General features: G+C 54.6%; 19 protein-coding genes. 7 read left to right on the top strand and 12 right to left on the bottom strand.

Features of this window, described 5'->3' with window-relative positions; translation table 11 throughout:
• Positions 1 to 132 precede the first annotated feature (132 nt).
• Positions 133 to 1491 (top strand): MFS transporter, encoded by a 1359-nt coding sequence (locus tag KQJ19_RS02615; protein ID WP_047498903.1) that lies wholly within the window; start codon positions 133 to 135, stop codon positions 1489 to 1491.
• Positions 1492 to 1528: 37 nt separating this feature from the next.
• Here KQJ19_RS02615 and pncA read toward each other — a convergent pair whose 3' ends face one another.
• Genes pncA through sppA form a run of 3 tightly spaced genes read right to left on the bottom strand, consistent with a single transcriptional unit; the run spans position 1529 to position 5110 of the window.
• Positions 1529 to 2173, bottom strand: a complete 645-nt coding sequence (gene pncA, locus KQJ19_RS02610; protein WP_181220525.1) for a bifunctional nicotinamidase/pyrazinamidase — start codon at positions 2171 to 2173, stop codon at positions 1529 to 1531.
• Between the two features lie 8 nt (positions 2174 to 2181).
• The gene (gene ansA / locus KQJ19_RS02605; protein WP_016156311.1) at positions 2182 to 3198 is read right to left on the bottom strand and encodes an asparaginase; all 1017 of its coding nucleotides are present in this window, start codon (positions 3196 to 3198) and stop codon (positions 2182 to 2184) included.
• A 55-nt stretch (positions 3199 to 3253) separates the two neighbouring features.
• Positions 3254 to 5110: a signal peptide peptidase SppA gene (sppA, locus tag KQJ19_RS02600; RefSeq protein WP_016156312.1), complete on the bottom strand. Its 1857-nt coding sequence runs from the start codon at positions 5108 to 5110 to the stop codon at positions 3254 to 3256.
• 175 nt (positions 5111 to 5285) lie between these two features.
• Between sppA and KQJ19_RS02595 the strand changes: the two genes are divergently transcribed.
• From KQJ19_RS02595 to topB, 3 genes are all read left to right on the top strand, one after another.
• Positions 5286 to 5837, top strand: a complete 552-nt coding sequence (locus tag KQJ19_RS02595; RefSeq protein WP_016152830.1) for an NAD(P)H nitroreductase — start codon at positions 5286 to 5288, stop codon at positions 5835 to 5837.
• A 116-nt stretch (positions 5838 to 5953) separates the two neighbouring features.
• A complete protein-coding gene (gene selD, locus KQJ19_RS02590; RefSeq protein WP_103766207.1) occupies positions 5954 to 6997 on the top strand; it encodes a selenide, water dikinase SelD in 1044 nt (347 codons plus the stop codon).
• A 4-nt stretch (positions 6998 to 7001) separates the two neighbouring features.
• Complete coding sequence (gene topB, locus KQJ19_RS02585) at positions 7002 to 8948, top strand: DNA topoisomerase III (protein WP_049282049.1); 1947 nt, start codon at positions 7002 to 7004, stop codon at positions 8946 to 8948.
• Positions 8949 to 9011: 63 nt separating this feature from the next.
• Here topB and gdhA read toward each other — a convergent pair whose 3' ends face one another.
• Complete coding sequence (gene gdhA, locus KQJ19_RS02580; RefSeq protein WP_047498892.1) at positions 9012 to 10355, bottom strand: NADP-specific glutamate dehydrogenase; 1344 nt, start codon at positions 10353 to 10355, stop codon at positions 9012 to 9014.
• A 252-nt stretch (positions 10356 to 10607) separates the two neighbouring features.
• On the opposite strand from gdhA, the gene KQJ19_RS02575 reads away from it, so the two are divergent.
• A complete protein-coding gene (locus tag KQJ19_RS02575) occupies positions 10608 to 10868 on the top strand; it encodes a YnjH family protein (RefSeq protein WP_170973731.1) in 261 nt (86 codons plus the stop codon).
• On the opposite strand, the gene KQJ19_RS02570 is transcribed toward KQJ19_RS02575, so the two are convergent.
• Entirely contained in the window at positions 10828 to 11241 is a 414-nt protein-coding gene (locus tag KQJ19_RS02570) for a pyrimidine (deoxy)nucleoside triphosphate diphosphatase (protein ID WP_049282048.1), read from the bottom strand. The genes KQJ19_RS02575 and KQJ19_RS02570 overlap by 41 nt on opposite strands.
• 79 nt (positions 11242 to 11320) lie before the next feature.
• Here KQJ19_RS02570 and KQJ19_RS02565 point away from each other — a divergent pair, with 79 nt between their 5' ends.
• Entirely contained in the window at positions 11321 to 11890 is a 570-nt protein-coding gene (locus KQJ19_RS02565; RefSeq protein ID WP_103766208.1) for a carboxymuconolactone decarboxylase family protein, read from the top strand.
• A complete protein-coding gene (locus KQJ19_RS02560) occupies positions 11883 to 12506 on the top strand; it encodes a CDP-alcohol phosphatidyltransferase family protein (RefSeq protein WP_047358607.1) in 624 nt (207 codons plus the stop codon). The genes KQJ19_RS02565 and KQJ19_RS02560 overlap by 8 nt, the downstream gene beginning before the upstream one ends.
• Positions 12507 to 12606: 100 nt before the next feature.
• Here the strand turns inward: KQJ19_RS02560 and KQJ19_RS02555 are convergent, their stop codons facing one another.
• The 7 genes from KQJ19_RS02555 to xthA form a co-directional block, all read right to left on the bottom strand.
• A complete protein-coding gene (locus KQJ19_RS02555) occupies positions 12607 to 13914 on the bottom strand; it encodes a sulfurtransferase (RefSeq protein ID WP_049040435.1) in 1308 nt (435 codons plus the stop codon).
• An 86-nt stretch (positions 13915 to 14000) separates the two neighbouring features.
• Positions 14001 to 14633: an ATP-binding cassette domain-containing protein gene (locus KQJ19_RS02550; RefSeq protein ID WP_216403307.1), complete on the bottom strand. Its 633-nt coding sequence runs from the start codon at positions 14631 to 14633 to the stop codon at positions 14001 to 14003.
• Complete coding sequence (locus tag KQJ19_RS02545) at positions 14633 to 16168, bottom strand: thiamine ABC transporter permease (RefSeq protein WP_103766212.1); 1536 nt, start codon at positions 16166 to 16168, stop codon at positions 14633 to 14635. Before KQJ19_RS02545 ends, KQJ19_RS02550 begins: the two co-directional genes overlap by 1 nt.
• Positions 16141 to 17310 (bottom strand): ABC transporter substrate-binding protein, encoded by a 1170-nt coding sequence (locus KQJ19_RS02540; protein ID WP_103766213.1) that lies wholly within the window; start codon positions 17308 to 17310, stop codon positions 16141 to 16143. Before KQJ19_RS02540 ends, KQJ19_RS02545 begins: the two co-directional genes overlap by 28 nt.
• Positions 17311 to 17342: 32 nt before the next feature.
• Complete coding sequence (locus KQJ19_RS02535; protein WP_103766214.1) at positions 17343 to 18053, bottom strand: TVP38/TMEM64 family protein; 711 nt, start codon at positions 18051 to 18053, stop codon at positions 17343 to 17345.
• Positions 18050 to 18706 (bottom strand): TVP38/TMEM64 family protein, encoded by a 657-nt coding sequence (locus tag KQJ19_RS02530; protein WP_181012491.1) that lies wholly within the window; start codon positions 18704 to 18706, stop codon positions 18050 to 18052. The genes KQJ19_RS02535 and KQJ19_RS02530 overlap by 4 nt, the downstream gene beginning before the upstream one ends.
• Before the next feature lie 223 nt (positions 18707 to 18929).
• Positions 18930 to 19736, bottom strand: coding sequence for an exodeoxyribonuclease III (gene xthA / locus KQJ19_RS02525; protein ID WP_016152844.1), 807 nt, complete (start codon positions 19734 to 19736; stop codon positions 18930 to 18932).
• Positions 19737 to 19916 lie beyond the last annotated feature (180 nt).

The raw sequence follows: 19916 nt of genomic DNA, 5'->3' as shown, positions 1-19916 counted from the left end.
TGGGTCGTATCGATATTATTTTAGTTTGCACCTGGAAAATGCCAGAAGAATCTAATGATGATGGATGGCGCGGTGAGATTTTTTCTGCCGCGATCGCCATACTTTCTATTTAGCTTAATTTGAGGCATCCAGATGGAACAATGTGACCCTATCGGTGCAAGATTAGATCGCTTACCTTTATCTCGATTTCATTTTCGTATTTTCGGCATTATCAGTTTTAGTTTATTAGTCACCGGTTTTCTCAGCTATTCCGGGAATGTGGTGTTGGCAAAATTAGTCAGTACCGGTTGGTCAAATAATTACCTCAACGCCGCGTTTACCTCGGCTCTGATGTTTGGCTATTTTATTGGCTCACTAACCGGTGGCTTTATTGGTGATTATCTTGGTCGACGCAAAGCGTTCCGCTTCAATTTGCTGATCGTCGGGGTCTCTGCCTGTGCGGCAACGTTTGTGCCTAACATGTATTGGCTTATCTTTTTCCGCTTCCTAATGGGGAGCGGAATGGGAGCGCTGATTATGGTGGGCTATGCCTCATTTACTGAATTTATTCCGCCCGGGGTGCGTGGGAAGTGGTCTGCTCGCCTGTCGTTTGTCGGCAACTGGTCGCCGATGCTTTCAGCGGCGATTGGCGTTGTGATTATCGCCTTTCTAAGCTGGCGGATGATGTTTTTACTCGGTGGCATGGCGATGCTCTTAGCATGGTATCTGTCGGGAAAGTATTATATTGAATCTCCTCGTTGGCTGGCTGGCAAAGGAAAGAGAAACGAAGCTGAAAAACATCTTCTACAGGTGGAACTGCAAATTCAGAAAGAAAAAAACATCACTTTACCTCCCTGCCATAGCGATTGCCTGACTGCGGATATAAGCACGGAAAGTGATTCATTTTGGCTCTTGTTCAAAGGGCCGATGTTGCGTTGTACGCTGGTGGCAATCACCGTGCTTATCGCGATGAATATTTCGCTCTATACCATTACGGTATGGATCCCGACGATTTTTGTTAATTCGGGAATCGATGTGACGAAATCTATTTTTATGACCGCGATAATTATGATTGGCGCACCCGTTGGGATATTTATTGCCACACTGATTATTGATCGTTTTCCACGTCGATTGTTTGGTTCATTCTTGTTGGTTATTATCGCGCTGCTCGGATATTTCTATTCGATTCAAACCGAAGAGTGGGCTATTTTGAGCTACGGGCTGGTGATGATCTTTTTTTTGTATATGTACGTGTGCTTTGCCTCTGCGGTATATGTCCCCGAACTGTGGCCCACACACCTTAGATTGCGGGGATCGGGCTTTGTGAATGCCGTGGGAAGAATTGTCGCAGTATTTACGCCCTATGGCGTCGCTATCTTGTTGACCCGCTACGGCTCGATTACGGTCTTTATCGTGCTAGGCATAATGCTGGTGCTGTGCGCGCTGATTCTTTTTTGCTTTGGCATCGAAACACGCAAAGTTTCGCTGGAAGAGATTTCGACACTGGCTTGAGATAACGTGCCGACAGGGGGGATCCTGTCGACATCAATTAGCGATGGGTTTCCAGCCAGTCATCAAGCGTATACAGCGTTGCGCCTGCTGCGGCCATTTCCATAAACGCCTCTGCACTGTCCTGGGGTTGAATATTGACGCCACGGCAGCCGTCGGTAATAACGCTGACGGTATAACCAAGATCGAGCGCATCCAGAACGGTGAATTTAACGCAATAGTCGCTAGCCAGACCCATGATAATAAGCTCAGCAATACGGTGTTCGAGCAGCCAGGCGTTCAGCGCGGTTGCCTGACGACGACCGTTATCAAAAAACGCACTGTAACTGTCGACCAGCGGGTTCTCGCCCTTGGTGAAGGTTTTCGCTATTGCACGCTGTTTCAGCAGCGGATGCAGGGCCGCTCCTTCGCTGTTTTGCACGCAATGATCGGGCCAGAACGTTTGCGCCAGACCATCCAGTTGTCCTTGACTGTAGGGGGCGACCTGATGCTGGCTGGCAAAACTACCGTGATTAGCCGGATGCCAGTCCAGACTGGCAACAACCGTGTCGCCGCGTAGGGCGCACCAGTCAATCAGACGGTTGGCAATCTCGATTGTGCTGTCGCCTTGCGGAACAGCGAGAGCGCCGCCGGCACAAAAGTCATTTTGTAAATCGACCAACAGTAAGGCTCGGGCCATGGGCATAGACTCCTTTATTCGTCCGGGGTGAGCTCGCCGCGCAGATTTTGCGTCATAGCTTCACGAATGCTCTGCACATCCAGTCCCTGACTGAGTAAATAGTGCAATTTGGTGAGCGTGGCTTCGACGGTCATATCCGCGCCGCCAATCACGCCAGCGTGGGCGAGGGCATTACCCGTCGCATAGCCACCCATGTTTACCTTGCCGGACATACACTGGGTCAGGTTCACCACAACAATGCCACGTGAGCTCGCATCTTCAAGTTCTTGCAGAAACTCTTTATTTTGCGGTGCATTGCCCACGCCGTAGGAGCGCAAAATTAACGCTTTTACCGGCTGGCGCAGGAAGTTACGCACCACATCAGCGGAGATACCTGGGTAAATGGTGACTACGCCAATCGGTTGTGGAGTAATAGGATGAACAATCAGTTCACCTGCGCCGTGCGGTGCTGGCGGTGTTCCCAGTCGACGGATGTGGATCCCGGCTTCCAGTAGCGGCGCAAGGTTGGGTGAGGCAAAGGCGTCAAAGCCATCGGCGTGCGCTTTAGTGGTACGGTTGCCGCGAAACAGTCGATTGTTGAAAAACAGGGTTACTTCATTGATCGGGTAATTTGCCGCAACGTACAGCGCATTGAGCAGGTTGATTTGCCCGTCTGAACGTAGCTCTGCCAGCGGAATTTGTGACCCTGTCACGATTACCGGTTTACCCAGGTTCTCCAACATAAAAGAGAGCGCTGAAGCCGTAAACGCCATGGTGTCGGTGCCGTGCAGAATGACAAAACCATCGTAATCGTCGTAGTGCGCTTTAATGTCTTCCGCAATATGCTGCCAGTCTTCCGGCGTCATGTCGGAGGAATCCATCAACGGGACGTATTCGTGGATGGTGAAGTCTGGCATCTCCGGGCGGTGGAATTCAGGCATCAATGCCAGTTGACGCTGGAGATGACCAGAAACAGGAATATAACCCTGTTCTGAGCGCTGCATACCAATGGTACCGCCGGTATAGGCAACGTAAATCGATTTCTTTTGCATGACTTTTCTTCTGTCTCAATGAAAACCCCTCTTCATCCCGAAGAGGGGGCAATTGTTAGCGAACGTTGGCGCAGGTCAGGCAAAACGCATATCGGTTTTGCGGATCGTTAAACGCGGCCAGCTTATCGCTTTCCGCTTTAACTGCACTGGCCGCAGAAGCCAGCGGCGCCGGAAGCATGGCCTGAATAGCTTCGGGCAGCATGGCGCGAACGGAGCCTGACATGCTGTCCATTACCATATCGACGAATGTCGGTTCATCCTGATAATACGCAATGTGCCACTGTTTCAGCTTGGCAAGCTCAGCCGCTTTCGCGATGGCGTCGTCAAAATCACCGAGGCTGTCTACCAGTCCGTTGGCTTTCGCATCCTGACCGGTCCAGACGTGGCCCTGCGCGATTTTGTCAATCTGCTCAGGGGTTGTCTTACGTGCATCCGCGACCAGCGTGATAAAGCGCTTATAGCCATTTTCAATGCTCAATTGCATCATTTGCTGCACTTCAGGCGGTAACGCTTTGGTGATGGAGATATCCGCCAGCGGGGAAGTGGCCACGCCATCGGTATGTACACCAATGGAATCCAGGCTGTTTTCTACGGTGTTGATCACACCAAAGATCCCGATTGAACCGGTTAACGTGCTGGGGTTTGCCACAATGTAACTGGCTGGGGTGGAGATCCAGTAGCCACCGGAGGCCGCCATGCCGCCCATGGACACGACAACCGGTTTACCCGCCGCTTTTGCCGCAGCCAGCTCAGCACGAATGACTTCCGAGGCGCTGACGCTGCCGCCAGGACTGTTCACGCGCAGTACAATAGCTTTCACTTTCGGATCGAGACGCGCTTCGCGGATTTGTGCGGCAGTGGTGTCGCCCCCCACATTTCCTGGGGTTTCTTCACCGTCCATAATCGCGCCGTTCGCGAAGATAACGCCAATGCTGTCTCCGGTATCCGCCGGCGTTTTCAGCGAATAATCGTAATAGCTGACGGCGCGATAGTTTTTATCCGCTTTGCTCCAGCCAAACTGTTTGGTCAGCATTTTTTCGACTTCGGCGCTGGAGGCGAGTGCATCCACCAGTTTGTTGTCGAGCGCATATTTCGCCGTATCTCCATCGACCTTCGTCAAACCGTCCAGCATCGCCTGTGCGCCAGGGAACACCTGCTGAGCTGGGATCTGGCGGTTGGCGGCGACCGTGTCGAGATAGTTCTGCCACAGCTCGCCGATCCAGCGACTGTCGGCTTCACGCGCGGCAGGAGACATATCATCGCGGATAAACGGTTCTACGGCAGACTTATAGGTCCCGACGCGGAACACGTGCGTGGAAACTTTCAGCTTATCGAGCAGGGACTTGTAGTACAGACCGTTGGTGGCAAAGCCGTGCAGATCAACGGAACCCTGCGGAGAGAGGTAAATTTTGTTAGCAAAACTGGCGAGGTAATACTGCCCCTGGCTGAAGTTATCGCCCACGGCAAAGACCGGTTTACCGCTGTCGCGGAATTCCCGCAGTGCTTTGCCGATATACTGCATGGAAGGCTGGTCTGCCCCGGCAAAATTTTTCAGATCCATCACGATGCCGGTGATGTTGCGATCATCTTTTGCCTGGCGAATCGTATTCACGATATCGAACAGGGAGTTTTCCTGCAGACGATCGGAACTGGCACCAAACAACTGACGGCCAATAACGCTTAAACGACTGGTGCTCGAAGGCTTATCGACAATCACCCCGGAGATATCCAGCAGCAGCGCGCCTCGCTCAGCGTGTTCGCTGGTGTTGCTGCTGCTGACCTGCATCCAGATGCCCACGCCAACCAGCACCAAAAAGATGAAGAACAGGTTAAGCACAAATTCACGGACGAAATTGAGTAATCGCCATGTCCATTTAAAAAATCCGGCAATAAATCGCCACAGGGTTCGCATGTATTCTCCCTACCAATTAACAACACGCCACCCCGAAATCCCGGAGAAAGGCGATAAGATGAGGCTATCGTAATGACCCGACAGGCACTTGTCAGCAGGAATCACCGCCTGTGCTGTAACAAAATCCGCTCACGTGTTAATTTTGTGAACAAATTTCATTGTTGGAGTTAAGCAAATGGATGCACTCGAATTACTTATGACCCGTCGTAGCGCCTCTCGTCTCGTCGAACCGGCCCCGGCAGGAGAACAACTGCAAAATATTCTGCGTGCGGGAATGCGCGCGCCGGACCACAAAACGCTGCAACCGTGGCAATTTTTTGTCATTGAGGGCGAAGGGCGTGAACGCTTTGCCGCCGTGCTTGAAAAAGGCGCTATTGCATCTGGCAGCGATGAGAAGGCCCAGGAAAAAGCGCGCAGCGCGCCGTTTCGCGCACCGCTGATTATTACCGTGGTGGCGAAATGTGAAGCAAACGACAAGGTTCCGCTATGGGAACAGGAAATGTCTGCCGGTTGTGCGGTGATGGCCATGCAGATGGCTGCCATTGCCCAGGGCTTTGGCGGTATCTGGCGCAGTGGCGCATTAACCGAAAGTGAGGTCGTCCGCGAAGCGTTTGACTGTCGCCCACAAGATAAAATCGTCGGTTTTCTCTATCTGGGCACACCACAGTTGAAAGCTTCCACGACGATTACCCTTGCCGATCCGAGCGCATTCGTCCGTTATTTCTGATATCAACGGCAAAACTGTCTGGATTATGAGCAAAGGCACCCGAATTCAGACAGTCACTCTTACCACATCATGGAATGAGCGCTACCATATCCGGATTGCAATGACAGGAGATGTCCATGAGCGAGCAAGCTATTCGTTTAACGCAATACAGCCACGGAGCCGGTTGCGGTTGTAAAATTTCCCCGAAAGTGCTGGAAACCATCCTGCACAGCGAGCAGGCGAAGTTTGTTGATCCAAACTTACTGGTGGGTAATGAAACCCGCGACGACGCGGCTGTATACGATCTGGGGAACGGCACCAGCGTAATCAGCACCACCGATTTCTTTATGCCGATTGTCGATAATCCGTTTGATTTTGGCCGCATCGCCGCCACCAACGCCATCAGCGATATTTTCGCCATGGGCGGCAAACCGATTATGGCAATTGCTATCCTGGGCTGGCCGCTTGATAAGCTGGCGCCGGAAATCGCCCGCGAAGTAACCGAAGGCGGACGCTTTGCCTGCCGTCAGGCGGGTATCGCGCTGGCGGGGGGGCACTCTATCGATGCCCCTGAGCCTATCTTTGGTCTTGCGGTAACCGGCGTTGTTCCAACCGAACGCGTGAAGAAAAACAGCACCGCCGAGGCGGGATGCAAGCTGTTTTTGACCAAACCTCTGGGTATTGGTGTCCTGACCACCGCAGAGAAAAAATCGCTGCTGAAGGACGAGCACAAAGGGCTGGCGACGGAAGTGATGTGCCGGATGAACATTGCCGGGGCGGCATTTGCCGATATCGACGGCGTGAAAGCCATGACCGACGTTACCGGTTTTGGGCTGCTGGGGCATCTGAGCGAGATGTGTCAGGGGGCCGGCGTTCAGGCGCAGATCGTCTACCAGGCTATTCCTAAGCTGCCAGGTGTTGAAGAATACATCGCGCAGGGCGCGGTGCCGGGCGGTACCCAGCGTAACTTTGCCAGCTACGGACACCTGATGGGTGAAATGCCGCAGTCGGTTCGCGATCTGCTCTGCGATCCGCAAACTTCCGGTGGTCTGCTGTTAGCGGTAACGCCGGAAGCTGAAGCCGAAGTTAAAGCGTCAGCGGCGCAGTTTGGCATCGACCTCACCGCGATTGGTGAGTTAGTGGAAGCTCGTGGCGGTCGCGCCATGGTTGAGATCCGTTAACTCGATGCGGTTGTTTATTGCCGAAAAACCGAGTCTGGCGCGCGCTATCGCCGATGTGCTGCCGAAGCCACATCGCAAAGGTGACGGTTTTATCGAATGCGGAAACGGGCAAGTGGTGACCTGGTGTATTGGTCACCTGCTTGAGCAGGCGCAGCCAGATGCCTACGACAGTCGTTATGCTCGCTGGAGTCTGGTTGATCTGCCGATTGTCCCGGAAAAGTGGCAACTGCAGCCGCGTCCCTCGGTGACCAAACAGCTCAACGTTATTAAGCGATTTTTGCATGAGGCCAGTGAAGTCATTCACGCAGGTGACCCCGATCGTGAAGGACAGTTGCTGGTGGATGAAGTGCTGGATTACCTGCAACTGGCCCCTGAAAAGCGCCAGCAGGTGCAACGCTGCCTGATTAACGACCTCAACCCGCAGGCCGTCGAGCGGGCGATTGAGCGTCTGCGCGCCAACAGTGAGTTCATCCCCCTGTGCGTGTCGGCACTGGCGCGAGCGCGGGCGGACTGGCTGTACGGTATCAACATGACGCGCGCTTATACCATTTTGGGGCGTAACGCGGGCTATCAGGGCGTACTTTCGGTCGGGCGCGTGCAGACGCCGGTGCTCGGACTGGTTGTGCGTCGCGATGAAGAGATTGAAAACTTCGTTGCCAAAGACTTCTTCGAGGTAAAGGCGCATATCGTGACGCCCGCCGATGAGCGGTTTACCGCTATCTGGCAGCCGAGCGAAGCGTGTGAGCCGCATCAGGATGAAGAAGGGCGCTTGCTGAATCGCTCGCTGGCTGAACACGTGGTAAACCGCATTAACGGTCAGCCGGCGATTGTCACCAGCTATAACGATAAACGGGAATCAGAATCCGCGCCGTTGCCGTTTTCGCTGTCGGCGTTGCAGATTGAAGCGGCGAAACGCTTTGGCTTAAGTGCGCAAAACGTTCTGGATATCTGCCAGAAGCTGTATGAAACCCATAAACTGATCACCTATCCGCGTTCGGATAGCCGTTATCTGCCGGAAGAACACTTTGCCGGACGTCACGCGGTGCTGAACGCGATTAGCGTCCATGCGCCGGATCTTCTTCCGCAACCGGCGGTCAATCCAGATACGCGAAACCGCTGTTGGGATGATAAAAAAGTGGATGCCCACCACGCCATCATTCCAACCGCGCGCAGTTCGTCCATCAACCTGAACGATAATGAAGCGAAGATATACAATCTGATTGCCCGTCAATATCTGATGCAGTTTTGCGCGGATGCGGTATTCAGGAAGTGCGTTATTGAGCTGGACATCGCGAAAGGTAAGTTTGTCGCCAAAGCCCGTTTTCTGGCAGAGGCCGGATGGCGTACGCTGCTTGGCAACAAAGAGCGCGACGAAGATAACGACGGGACGCCGCTGCCGGTGGTGGCAAAAGACGACGAACTGCTGTGCGAAAAAGGCGAAGTGGTTGAACGACAGACCCAGCCTCCGCGGCACTTTACCGATGCCACGCTACTGTCAGCGATGACCGGAATCGCGCGCTTTGTGCAGGATAAAGATCTGAAAAAGATCCTGCGCGCAACGGACGGACTGGGAACGGAAGCGACGCGCGCCGGGATTATCGAGCTGCTGTTTAAGCGTGGTTTCCTGGTGAAGAAGGGGCGCTATATCCATTCTACCGATGCCGGAAAAGCGCTGTTTCATTCGCTGCCTGAAATGGCGACGCGCCCGGATATGACCGCGCACTGGGAATCTATCCTGACCCAAATCAGCGAAAAGCAGTGTCGATATCAGGATTTCATGCAGCCGCTGGTGGGGACGCTGTATCAGCTAATCGATCAGGCGCGCAGCACGCCGGTACGACGCTTCCGTGGTATTGCCGCACCGGGTAGTAGTGGTGGTGACAAGAAAAAGAGTGCGCCGCGGAAACGCACGGCGAAAAAAAGCCCGCCATCTGAAGAGGCGGGCCTGTAATGCGCTCTTAGGCTGGATAAGGCACGTGTGCCGTATCTAGCCTACGGGAACAACAGATCTGAATTAAATCACACCCTGGCCCAACATCGCGTCGGCAACTTTCACGAATCCCGCGATGTTGGCGCCACGTACGTAGTTGGTTTGCTTGCTTTCGCCGCCGTACTCGACGCAGGCATGGTGAATATCCAGCATGATGTGGTGCAGGCGCGCATCCACTTTCTCCGCTTTCCAGCCCAGACGCGCGGCGTTCTGCGCCATTTCCAGACCGGATGTCGCTACGCCTCCCGCGTTGGCCGCTTTACCCGGCGCGAACAATACACCGGCTTCCAGGAACAGATCGGTGGCCTCGATGGTGGTAGGCATGTTTGCCCCTTCGGCGACAGCCTTCACGCCGTTGGCGATCAGCACGCGTGCCGCATCGACATCAAGTTCGTTCTGGGTGGCGCACGGCAGGGCGATATCAACCGGAACCGACCACGGCTGTTGGCCCTCCAGATAGGTCAGGCCAAATTCGCGGGCGTAATCCGCCACGCGGCCGTCGCGGCTGTCTTTGATCGCGCACAGACGCGCCAGTTTTTCTTTGGTAAATCCGCTTTCGTCGACCACGGTACCGCTGGAATCGGAGGCGGTGACTACTCGCGCGCCAAACTCCATGGCTTTCTCAATGGCGAATTGCGCCACGTTACCGGAACCAGAGACGGCCACGCGCATGCCTTCAAAGCCCAGGCCATGGCGTTTGAGCATCGCTTCGGTGAAGTACACCAGACCGTAGCCGGTAGCTTCCGGGCGAATCAGGCTGCCGCCGAAAGAGAGACCTTTACCGGTAAAGACGCAGGCGCTGTTGTTGGACAGTTTTTTCATCATCCCGGCCATAAAGCCGACTTCACGACCGCCCACGCCGATATCGCCCGCCGGAACATCGGTATCGGGCCCTAAATGGCGGAACAGTTCGGTCATCAGCGCCTGGCAGAAACGCATGATTTCGCCTTCGCTTTTACCTTTCGGATCGAAATCGCTCCCGCCTTTACCCCCGCCCATTGGCAGCGTGGTGAGGGCGTTTTTAAATGTTTGCTCGAAGCCAAGGAATTTCAGGATCGACAGGTTCACGGAAGGGTGGAAACGCATCCCGCCTTTGTATGGGCCAATGGCGGAGCTAAACTGCACGCGCCACGCGCGGTTGACCTGCACCTGATTGCGATCGTCCAGCCAGACGACGCGGAACTGGATCACGCGCTCCGGTTCAACCAGACGTTCCAGCAACGACATCTGACGATAACGCGGGTTTTGCTCGAGGAAGGGCCACAGTGTCGTCATTACCTCACGAACGGCTTGCGCGAACTCGGTCTGATTCGGGTCGCGCTTTTGCACATGGTTAAGGAATGACTCCAGAGAACATGTCTGATCCATAGATATAAGTACCTCTTATGTATTGATATGGTTATATTTTTGATTTTTGTGTTAAGTGTTTTGCAGTTTTTGACTATAACATCAGCAGTGTGACGGGACGCAAGAAAAAATTAACCGCGCTAAGTAAATTAATATTGCGGCGTGGGTCATAACCAAAAGCGATGATGGCAAGGGCTAAAGTTTCTGCCGGTTTATACCGTTATACTGAGCATAACTGTCAGTCAAAAAGGAAAGAATATGCGCCGTATAATCATGGCAGGAGCGTTGGCACTGGTGTCCAGCGCGACGCTGGCAAATCAGCTCTATCGCCCGGACGTGCAGGTGAATGTCCCGCCGGAAGTGTTCAGTTCCAGCGGTCAGCGGGCGCAACCCTGTAGTCAGTGCTGTATTTATCAGGATCAAAACTACTCAGAAGGGGCGGTGATTAAAGCGGATGGCGTTTTGCTTCAGTGCCAGCGCGATGATAAAACGATCAGCACGAATCCGCTGGTCTGGCGTCGCGTAAAAGGATAAACGCTTCTAATAGCGGGATATCGGCAGGCGCCAGCGGATAACGCAGCGCCTCTTCGGGTGAACACCAGACGATATCCTGATGTTCATACACTTTCAGCTCCCCCTGATATGACGGTACATGCCAGGCATGTAAGAGAATGAGTCGGCCTGAAACCTCGCGTTGATGGCTGGCAATGTAGCGCCCAACGACCGCCTCGATGCCCAACTCTTCACGCAGTTCACGGACCAGCGCCTCTGGCTGACTTTCCCCCGGCTCAACCTTACCGCCAGCAAACTCCCACATACCTGACTGATCCGCATGCTGCGGGCGTTGAGCCAGTAAAATTTTGCCATCACGTTCAATGATAGCGGCGACCACGTCGAGGGTTTTCATTATATTCATCAATATCTAACGGCAGAAAATGACATACTATCGTTATCTTTGTTTTATCTAAAGTATTCAGGAGCCACCGTTGAACGATCCTCAGTCGTGGGTAAAACCGTTAACGCGTATCCCTTCCAGTTTGCAACCGCTCGTTGCTACGCAGAAAAAACATTATGGTGATGTGCTGCATCCCACGCGCTGGTGGGGGCGGATGCCGTTCCTGTTCTGGCTGGTGGCGCTGTTTGTCGGGTTTCTGGAGCGTAAAAAGGCACGCCTGTCGCCAGTGATGCGCGCGCTGTTGATGACCCGCGTTTCTCAGATGTGCCACTGCGCTTTCTGCGTTGACGCCAACAGTTTACGGCTGGCTGAACGCTGCGGCGCGCTGGATAAAGTCTTACAGGTTGCCAACTGGCAAGAATCGACGCTATTTAGCGCAGAAGAACGTGTAGGGCTGGCCTATGCTGATGCGGTCACCGCAACGCCACCACAGGTTGACGATGCGCTGAAAGCGCAGATGAAGCAGTATTTTACCGATGATGCCATTACTGAAATGACCGCGCTGATTGCGTTTCAAAATCTCTCGGCGCGTTTTAATGCCGCTCTCGATATTCCCTCCCAGGGACTGTGCGACAGTTTTAAAGGACGCCCGCATGCTTGACCGCCATCTTCATCCGCGATTAAAACCGCTTTTGCATCGCTGCGTGGGCATCATTGATCAACCGGCGATTACCCCGGACGGACTTACGCTGGTCGGTTTTGCTATTGGCGTGCTGGCGTTGCCATTTCTGGCGTTAGGCTGGTATATGGCGGCGCTGGTGGCCATTGTACTCAATCGGCTGTTTGACGGGCTGGATGGGGCGCTGGCACGGCGCAGAGGGCTAACGGACGCGGGAGGATTTCTCGATATCTCGCTCGATTTTCTGTTTTACGCCTTAGTGCCGTTTGGTTTTATTCTTGCTGCGCCGGCGCAAAATGCGCTGGCAGGCGGTTGGCTGTTGTTCGCGTTTATTGGCACCGGCAGCAGCTTTCTGGCCTTCGCCGCGCTGGCGGCAAAGCATCAGATTGATAACCCCGGTTATGCGCATAAATCGTTTTATTATCTGGGCGGACTGACTGAAGGAACCGAGACGATTTTGCTGTTTGTGTTGGGATGTCTGTTCCCGGAATATTTTGCCGTAATGGCGTGGGTCTTTGGCGCGCTGTGCTGGATGACGACGTTCACCCGGATCTGGAGCGGATATCTGACGCTGAAAGCGGTCCAGCGTCAGGCGTAACGTAGTGCGTTGCCGAATGCGCTTCGCTTATTCGGCCTACAACGATGGTTTATGTAGGCTGGGTAAAGCGTTCTCGCTGCATCCGGCAGCAATGGCAATCTTACTTGCTGGCGTCCGGACCCCGTTCACCGCTGGCGATCGGGTTTTTCGGAGAGCTGCTCCACTCATACCAGCCGCCGTCGTAGACGGAGACGTTTTTCCAGCCCATTGCGCGGGCATACATAAACGTTTCCGAAGCACGCCAGCCGGTACCACAATAGAATGAGACCTGCTGCTGTGGCAGGATATTCCATTGCTTCCACATGGCGGCGATGTCATCGGCGCTGCGCATGGTGCCATCCGGGTTATGGAAATCTTCCATGTGGGTGGAGTCGCTGCCTGCATGGCCCCAACGCGCCCCTGCGATCTCACCTTTTGGCTTAATGTAGCTATAGCCGCTGGTCGTACCGATAAATTCCGGCCATGAACGAATGCTCACCAAAGACGCATCCTGGCGATGCAGCAGACCGCGAGCCTGTTCCATATCCAGCATCAGCTGCGGTTGGGCAGGGATCGTCACGCCGAAATCAGGTTCAGGCTTCACCGTTGGTGCAGTACCGCGTTCGACCGGTAAACCTGAGTCAGACCAGGTCTGCCAGCCGCCGTCGAGCAGACGAACATCTTTCACACCTGCATACAGCATAATTTGCGCCACGCGCGCGGCGGCGTAGACATCGCGGCCGTATAAAATCACCGTGGTGTCGTGGCGGATGCCGTGTTTCGCCAGCATCGCTTTGAGCTGCGCGTCGGACACTTTATTCCACAGCGGTTCGCTTTCGACTTCGTTGGTATCAATGTAGCCCGCGCCAGGGATATGGCTGAGCAGATACAACTTCGGCGCGCCCCAGGCGGCTTCAATCACTTTCCAGTCACCGGCCGGTTTGGCGGTCACCTCTTTACCCTGCTGAAGGTCGTGCAGCCACTGCGGGTAAACCAACTGTTCGAAGTGCGGCAGACGTTGCAGGCGGGCAGGGTCCGTAAGCGCATCGCTGAGGGTTGAGATAGCGTTAAAGCCGACTTTCTGCAGGCGGGATTTGACGGCCTGCATGTCAGTATCGCTGCCATACAATGCCACCGGCGCGTCAGTTTTCAGGTGATGTGCCTTAACCCAGGCGCTGAGTTGTTCATCATTCATCTTGTCGAGCCAGGCGGCAGACAGGTTCAGTGCGGAAGGCTCGTGTCCTGAAGGACCATTAAGCGATTGCGGCCAGCCGTTGTAAAAAGCGCTCTGACGGGTATCGATCGCCGCGCCTTGCTTTTGCTGTAACTGGTTGAGGGTGAGCGTCTGTGCTGTTTCAGCAGCCCAGGAAGAAGCGCAAGCGAGCCCTAAAGCCAGTGCCAGCGCGGTCATTTGAGAAACACGTTTCATCGAATAGCCCGACGTTGAAAAAGAGGACGACATTCTGTGCCGCCAGTTAAGTAAAAACCTTGCGTTAACGCAGCATATCGCCACATTCACGCCCAGTTTTCCATCTGTAATACGCGACCTGCTGGCGGAACGTCCTGCGCATCGTGGGTAACCTGGACCACCGGAATACCCAGTTTACGTACTTCGGTGAAGACCCACTGGCGAAAGGTATCGCGCAGCGACGCATCCAGCCTGCTAAAGGGTTCATCGAATAACAGCGCCTGGGGTTGCGCCAGCAGCGCGCGAAGCAGGGCGACACGCGAGCGTTGCCCGCCGGAGAGCGAAGCCGGATCGCGTGAATAAAATCCTGCCAGGCCCGCGCGTGCGAGGGCGCTTTCCACCGCATGGCGTCTGGCGGGACCTTGCACGCTGGCGGGTAAGGCCAGCAGTAAATTCTGCCCAACGCTGAAATGGTCAAACAGCAGCGCATCCTGAAACAGAATGCCAATCTGGCGCTGCGCGGTAGGCAGTGTGTCTACGCGCTGTTCGTTGAGCCACAGTTCGCCTGACGCCTGAAACTGAGGAGACAACGCCCCGATCATCCACGAAAATAGCGAAGACTTACCGCTGCCGGAAGGTCCCATAATGGTGACAATGTCACTTTTATTAACCTGGAAATTAACGTCCTTCAGTAGCGCTGTCGTACCCTGGTACAACGAAACGCTTTGTACAATGAGCATTAGCGGAGTCCTTGTCGAAAGCGGCCAATCCACGCAGCGAGAAACGCCGCCAGTGCGAAAATTATAAGCGGTAACAGAAGCTGCCATAGCGCCTGGGTTGCCAGAATGGCGGTGCTACCGCCGCTGCTTAATGCCACCGCTTCGGTGGTCAGCGTGGGATAGCGCCCGGCGCCTAACCACAGCGTCGGCATATACTGGGCGATACTGACTGAGAACCCTACCGCGAAGGCAACCAGCGCCGGGCGCGCCAGCTGCGGACATTTTACTTGCCAGAATATGCGCCCCCGGGTCCAACCCAGCGTTTGCGCAATCAAAATCAATCGTGGGTCAATGCGTTGCCACGCCGGTTTGAGCACAAACAGCATCCATGGCATCACCCACAGCAGGTGTCCCCAGACAATGGTTATCATCAGCCCATCCTGTCCGGCATATAACGCCAACAGATACTGTCCAGTCACCAGCGGCAGCGCAGGCAAAATGAGCGGTAGCCAGACCCAACGGTGTCCGGTTTGTGGACCCCATTCCAGCCAGGCAAAAAGTATCAGCAGCGCCAGCACGCTGGAGAGAAGCCCCAGTTGCAGGCTATTGCTGAGCGCCTCGCTATTTAGCGACGAATAGCTGGCGATCAGCGCCAGAACCAGCGCGCACACCACACCGCCAAAGGGCAAAAGTTGTACCAGCGAACGGCCGATTGTACAGGATGAAAAACGCAGGCGTTCCCCGTTTACTGCGGGAATAGTGCGTTGCCAGGCGCGCCAGAGCAGATACCCCGCCAGCGCGATGATGAGTAGCAGCAGTACCAGCAGCAGGCTGGCGAGTGCTCCTTTAGCCTGTTGCTCGGCATCGCCCTGACTGAGCCATTGCCAGCTCAACACGGCAAGCGTTGGTGGGTTTCCGGGACCAAGGACGATTGCTACATCCACTACCGAGAGCGACCAGGCGACGATTGCCAGCATGGCTTTGCCTAACGCGGGGGCGAGAGAGGGCAGAACCAGCCAGTTCAGGCATTGCAGTCGGCTGTAACCCAGCGAATCCAGGACGATAACCTGCTGCGAAAGCTGTTTTTCACTCAGCAGAGCTGAGAGGATCCATAACAAAAAGGCACTCTCTTTTACCGCCAGCGTCACGCCAAGCCCAATGCCGTAGCGGTCAGGCTGGGGGCTGAGAAACGGGAGCCATTGCCAGAGCATGCCGCCTTCGGCAAAAACCAACAGCACGCTGGTGGCGAAGGCAACATGTGGAATCGCCAGCAGCCACGGAAGACGCGTGCACAGACGCGCCCAGCCTGCGCCGGGCCATAAGGCGAGGATCGCCAGCAGGGCGATGATCAGCGCGCCACCAGCCGCGAGGCTTACGGAAACCAGCGTTGCCAGTAACGCCTGCGGGAGTTGAGGATCGCTAAATAGCGCCAGCCAGTGTCTGGTGCTCAGCGCAGGCGTTATAAGAGAGAAAGCCGCTGGTGCCAGCGGCAGATAAACGCCCGCCATGATGGCCCAGAGTAGCAGGATTAATGTGTACCGTAGCGGCGTAGCCATTCTTGTTCCAGAGCGTTTACCCATGCAGCATGCGGTTCTGGCAGCATGGCAGGGAGCCCTTGTGGGATCCGCGCCAGCAGCGCATTACGCTGGTCGACAGGCAATTTTTGTGGATCAAGCACCGAAGGATCTCCCCAGACAGACGGGTCGGCTTTACGCAACTGCGCTTCGGGTGAAAGCAGGAAATTTGCCACAACTTTCGCTCCGGCGCTGGCACGCGCATTCGCTGGAATGGTGACAAAATGCACGTTACCGAGCATGCCCTGTGAGAAACCAAAACTATAGCTGCTTTTGGGTAATTCACCGCTGGCCACTTTTTGCTGCGCGTGGGCAGGATTAAAGGTCATTGATAAACGCAGGGTGCCACCGTTGAGCAGCGCATCCATTCGTGCGGGCGTGGGCGGAAAATCTTTACCTTCGCGCCACAGGGCAGGATGCAAAGCATCAAGGTAATGCCACAATGGAGCGGTAACGTCGGCGAATGTGGACGCATCGGGCGCTATTTTCAGCGCCTGCGGCTTGTTGGTGAGCGAAATTAACAACTGCTCAAGAAAAGCCGTTCCGGTAAAGTCTGGCGGGCGCGGATAGGTCACCGTGCCAGGGTGCGCCTGGGCAAACTCAAGCAGTGCCTGCGGGGATTGCGGCGGCTGCGCGGTGAGATCGTGCCTGGCAATAAAGGTAAGCTGTGCGCCGCCCCACGGTGATTCAGCCCCCTCCGTTGGAATGGAAAAGTCTTCATTCACCGGTTTCTGGGTATCAACATAGCGCCAGTTAGGCAGCGTTAGTGCCCACTGGGTCTGTAGCAGCCCGGCTTCTTTCAGCGTGCGGAAATTTTCGCCGTTCACCCACAGTAAATCGACCGAGCCACCGGTTTTTCGCCCGGATGCCGCTTCCGTCTGGATACGTTTTACGGCGTCGGCGGCATCCGCCAGGCGTACGATTTTCAGGTTAATGGCATAGTGCGATTTCATCTCGCCGCTAACCCAGTCGAGATACTGGTTAACTGCGTTGTCGCCACCCCAGGCGTTGAACCACACCGTCTGACCGCGGGCGTCATTTTTGATTTGCTGCCAACTGGCGTCCTCGGCGAAAGCCGCCAGCGGAGAGAGCAGCAAACTCAGGCACAATAAGCAGTAACGCATAATATCTCCATTGCTAAAAATGGGGGAAAGACTCAGGTCTTTTTCCGTTGATGCTCAAGATAAAGGCTTCTGGCCACGGCAATCACCACGCTCAGAGCGAACAGGATGAACAAGCCGGTAACAAACCAAAATGTGCCGCCGGTTAACAGGCTTCCAGCCCATGAATAGACGATAGTGGCCGGTAACTGACCGATGCCGGTGGCGATGAAGAAATGGCGAAAACGAATCGAGGTCAGTCCTGCTGCGTAGCTTACCGGGTCGAACGGCACAAAAGGTAACAGGCGACAGACAAGAATTGTGTGCTTGCCATAGCGCTCGAAAAAAGTGTCCATGTTGTTCAGCACCGTTTTTCCGGTCAGTTTTTCCACCGCGCCGCGACCTAAAACGCGGGCAATAAAAAAGCACAGCGCCGCGCCAGCCATCGCGCTGCTCCAGGACAGTACGCCGCCCCAAAATGCGCCAAACAGCGAGGCGTTGGCAAAGGTGATCACAAAGGCGGGAAGCGGTGCGACGATGGCCTGTAAGATCATCAGGAAGAACGACACGACCGCCGCCTGGGTTCCGTAAGAACGAATGAAGTTCTCAAGAGCATGCTGATCGATCGTGGTAAATGCCGCCAGGCTGGCGTGAAGAAAATCACTCACGCCAGGTATCCACGCCCACGCCATCAGGGCGAGCAGCAGCAGGGCAAGCAAGCTTATACGGTAATAGCGTGTCCGCCGCGCTTTATTCATCTTGATCATTTACCCGCGTACTCGTGACCGGGCGCCGGATCGACATGTTTATGTCGCGCCCAGGCTTTGGCTGCCTGAACGAGGATGAATAGCGCCAGCCCCGCAACGCTGAGCTTACCGATAAATGCCCAGCTAATCCCTTCGCTGGCCAGTTCGTGCGACATCAGCGTATAGATAAAGATGCCGGGCAAGGTGGTTAGCGCAGATATCACGGTAAATGACCAGAACGGAATGGCCGTCAGCCCATAGGCATAGTTTTGAATGTTATAGGGGAACAGTGGCACGAGCCGGGTCAGGATCAGAAAGTCTACTCCACTATGGGCAATGCCTTTTTCGATAGCCTGAAACGTTGCCGTATGGCCAACGTATTTCAGCAGTAATTCCCGGCCAAGCCAGCGAGCCAGCATAAACGACAGCGCCGAAGCCATGGTTGCCGCCACTAACGAGATAAGCGTCCCTGTCACCGGGCCAAACAGCACACCGCCGACGATCACCAGAATGCTGCCAGGGATCAGACACAGCGCGGCAACTATAAACAGCAGGATATAAAGGGTATAGCCAAACAGGCCGCTTTGGCGCATGACATCTTGTAAATGATGGAAATTGGTGATCAGATCGGTCAGACCGTAATGATGGAAAACTCCCGCCAGAACGCAGAACAATACCGCAACAATTAGCAGCCGGTATTCTGCGTTATGCGAACTTCTTTTTCATGGGGGTTCTCCTGTAAAACCGAATGCAATGTAGCGTTTTCGTCAGCGAAAAGTGCGCGCGAAGATATAATAAATTTCCGGCCGCAACAATGTATTACCGTGGCTTTATTGATTTTGCACAGAATAAACAGACTCTCCAGGCCAGGCCCGGAGAGTGAAAATACGCAGACGATCAGACGCGGAATTTAGCCCATACAGGCGCATGGTCGGACGGCTTTTCCATGCTGCGGATTTCATAGTCGATGCCGGTTTCTTCGCAGCGCTCCGCCAGCGGTTTGCTCGCCAGCAGCAGATCGATACGCAGGCCACGGTTATCGTCAAAGCCTTTTGAGCGGTAATCAAACCACGAGAACTGGTCGTTCTTTTCAGGCCAGGCGTGACGGTAGGTATCTACCAGGCCCCAGCCCAGCAGACGTTCCATCCACTCGCGCTCTTCTGGCAGGAAGGAACATTTGCCGGTACGCAGCCAGCGTTTACGGTTCTCTTCGCCAATACCGATATCGAGGTCGGTTGGGCTGATATTCATATCGCCCATGATCAATACCGGATTGTCGCGCTTCAGTTCAGTCTCCAGGTAGTTTTGTAGGTTCTGATAAAACGCGGCTTTGGCCGGGAACTTGGTTTCATGGTCACGGCTTTCGCCCTGCGGGAAATAGCCGTTGATCACCGTGATGCTGCCCAGAGGCGACGGAATTTCCGCCATGATGATACGACGCTGCGCTTCTTCGTCATCACCCGGGAAGCCACGACGCACCGCAATCGGCGTTTCTTTCGTTAATAGTGCTACGCCGTAGTGGCCTTTCTGACCGTGATAAAAGACGTTATAACCCAGCTTAGCTACCTCTTCGAGAGGGAACATATCGTCGTGGACTTTTGTCTCCTGTAAGCCAATAACATCCGGTTGGTGTTTTTCGACAATGGCTGCCAGTTGATGGGGACGGGCACGCAGGCCGTTGATATTAAAAGAGACAAATTTCATAGTCGCTGTCACTTTGCAAGATGAATAGTGCAAGGATGGTAGCAGAATTTCTGCAGGCTGACTGCTTCTTGTCACCTGATTCCAACAATGATTGCTAATGGTGTTAACGATGGAGCAAAAACTGCACCGTTTTGGCGCGTAGCGCGTCGGAATAGAGCAATAATTTCCGATAAATTTCGT

The organism is Citrobacter sp. S46_ASV_140, from assembly GCF_018919545.1.
Lineage (GTDB): Bacteria > Pseudomonadota > Gammaproteobacteria > Enterobacterales > Enterobacteriaceae > Citrobacter > Citrobacter braakii.
Note: the sequence above shows the minus strand (reverse complement) of the source record. Positions and strands in the feature narration are given on the sequence as shown.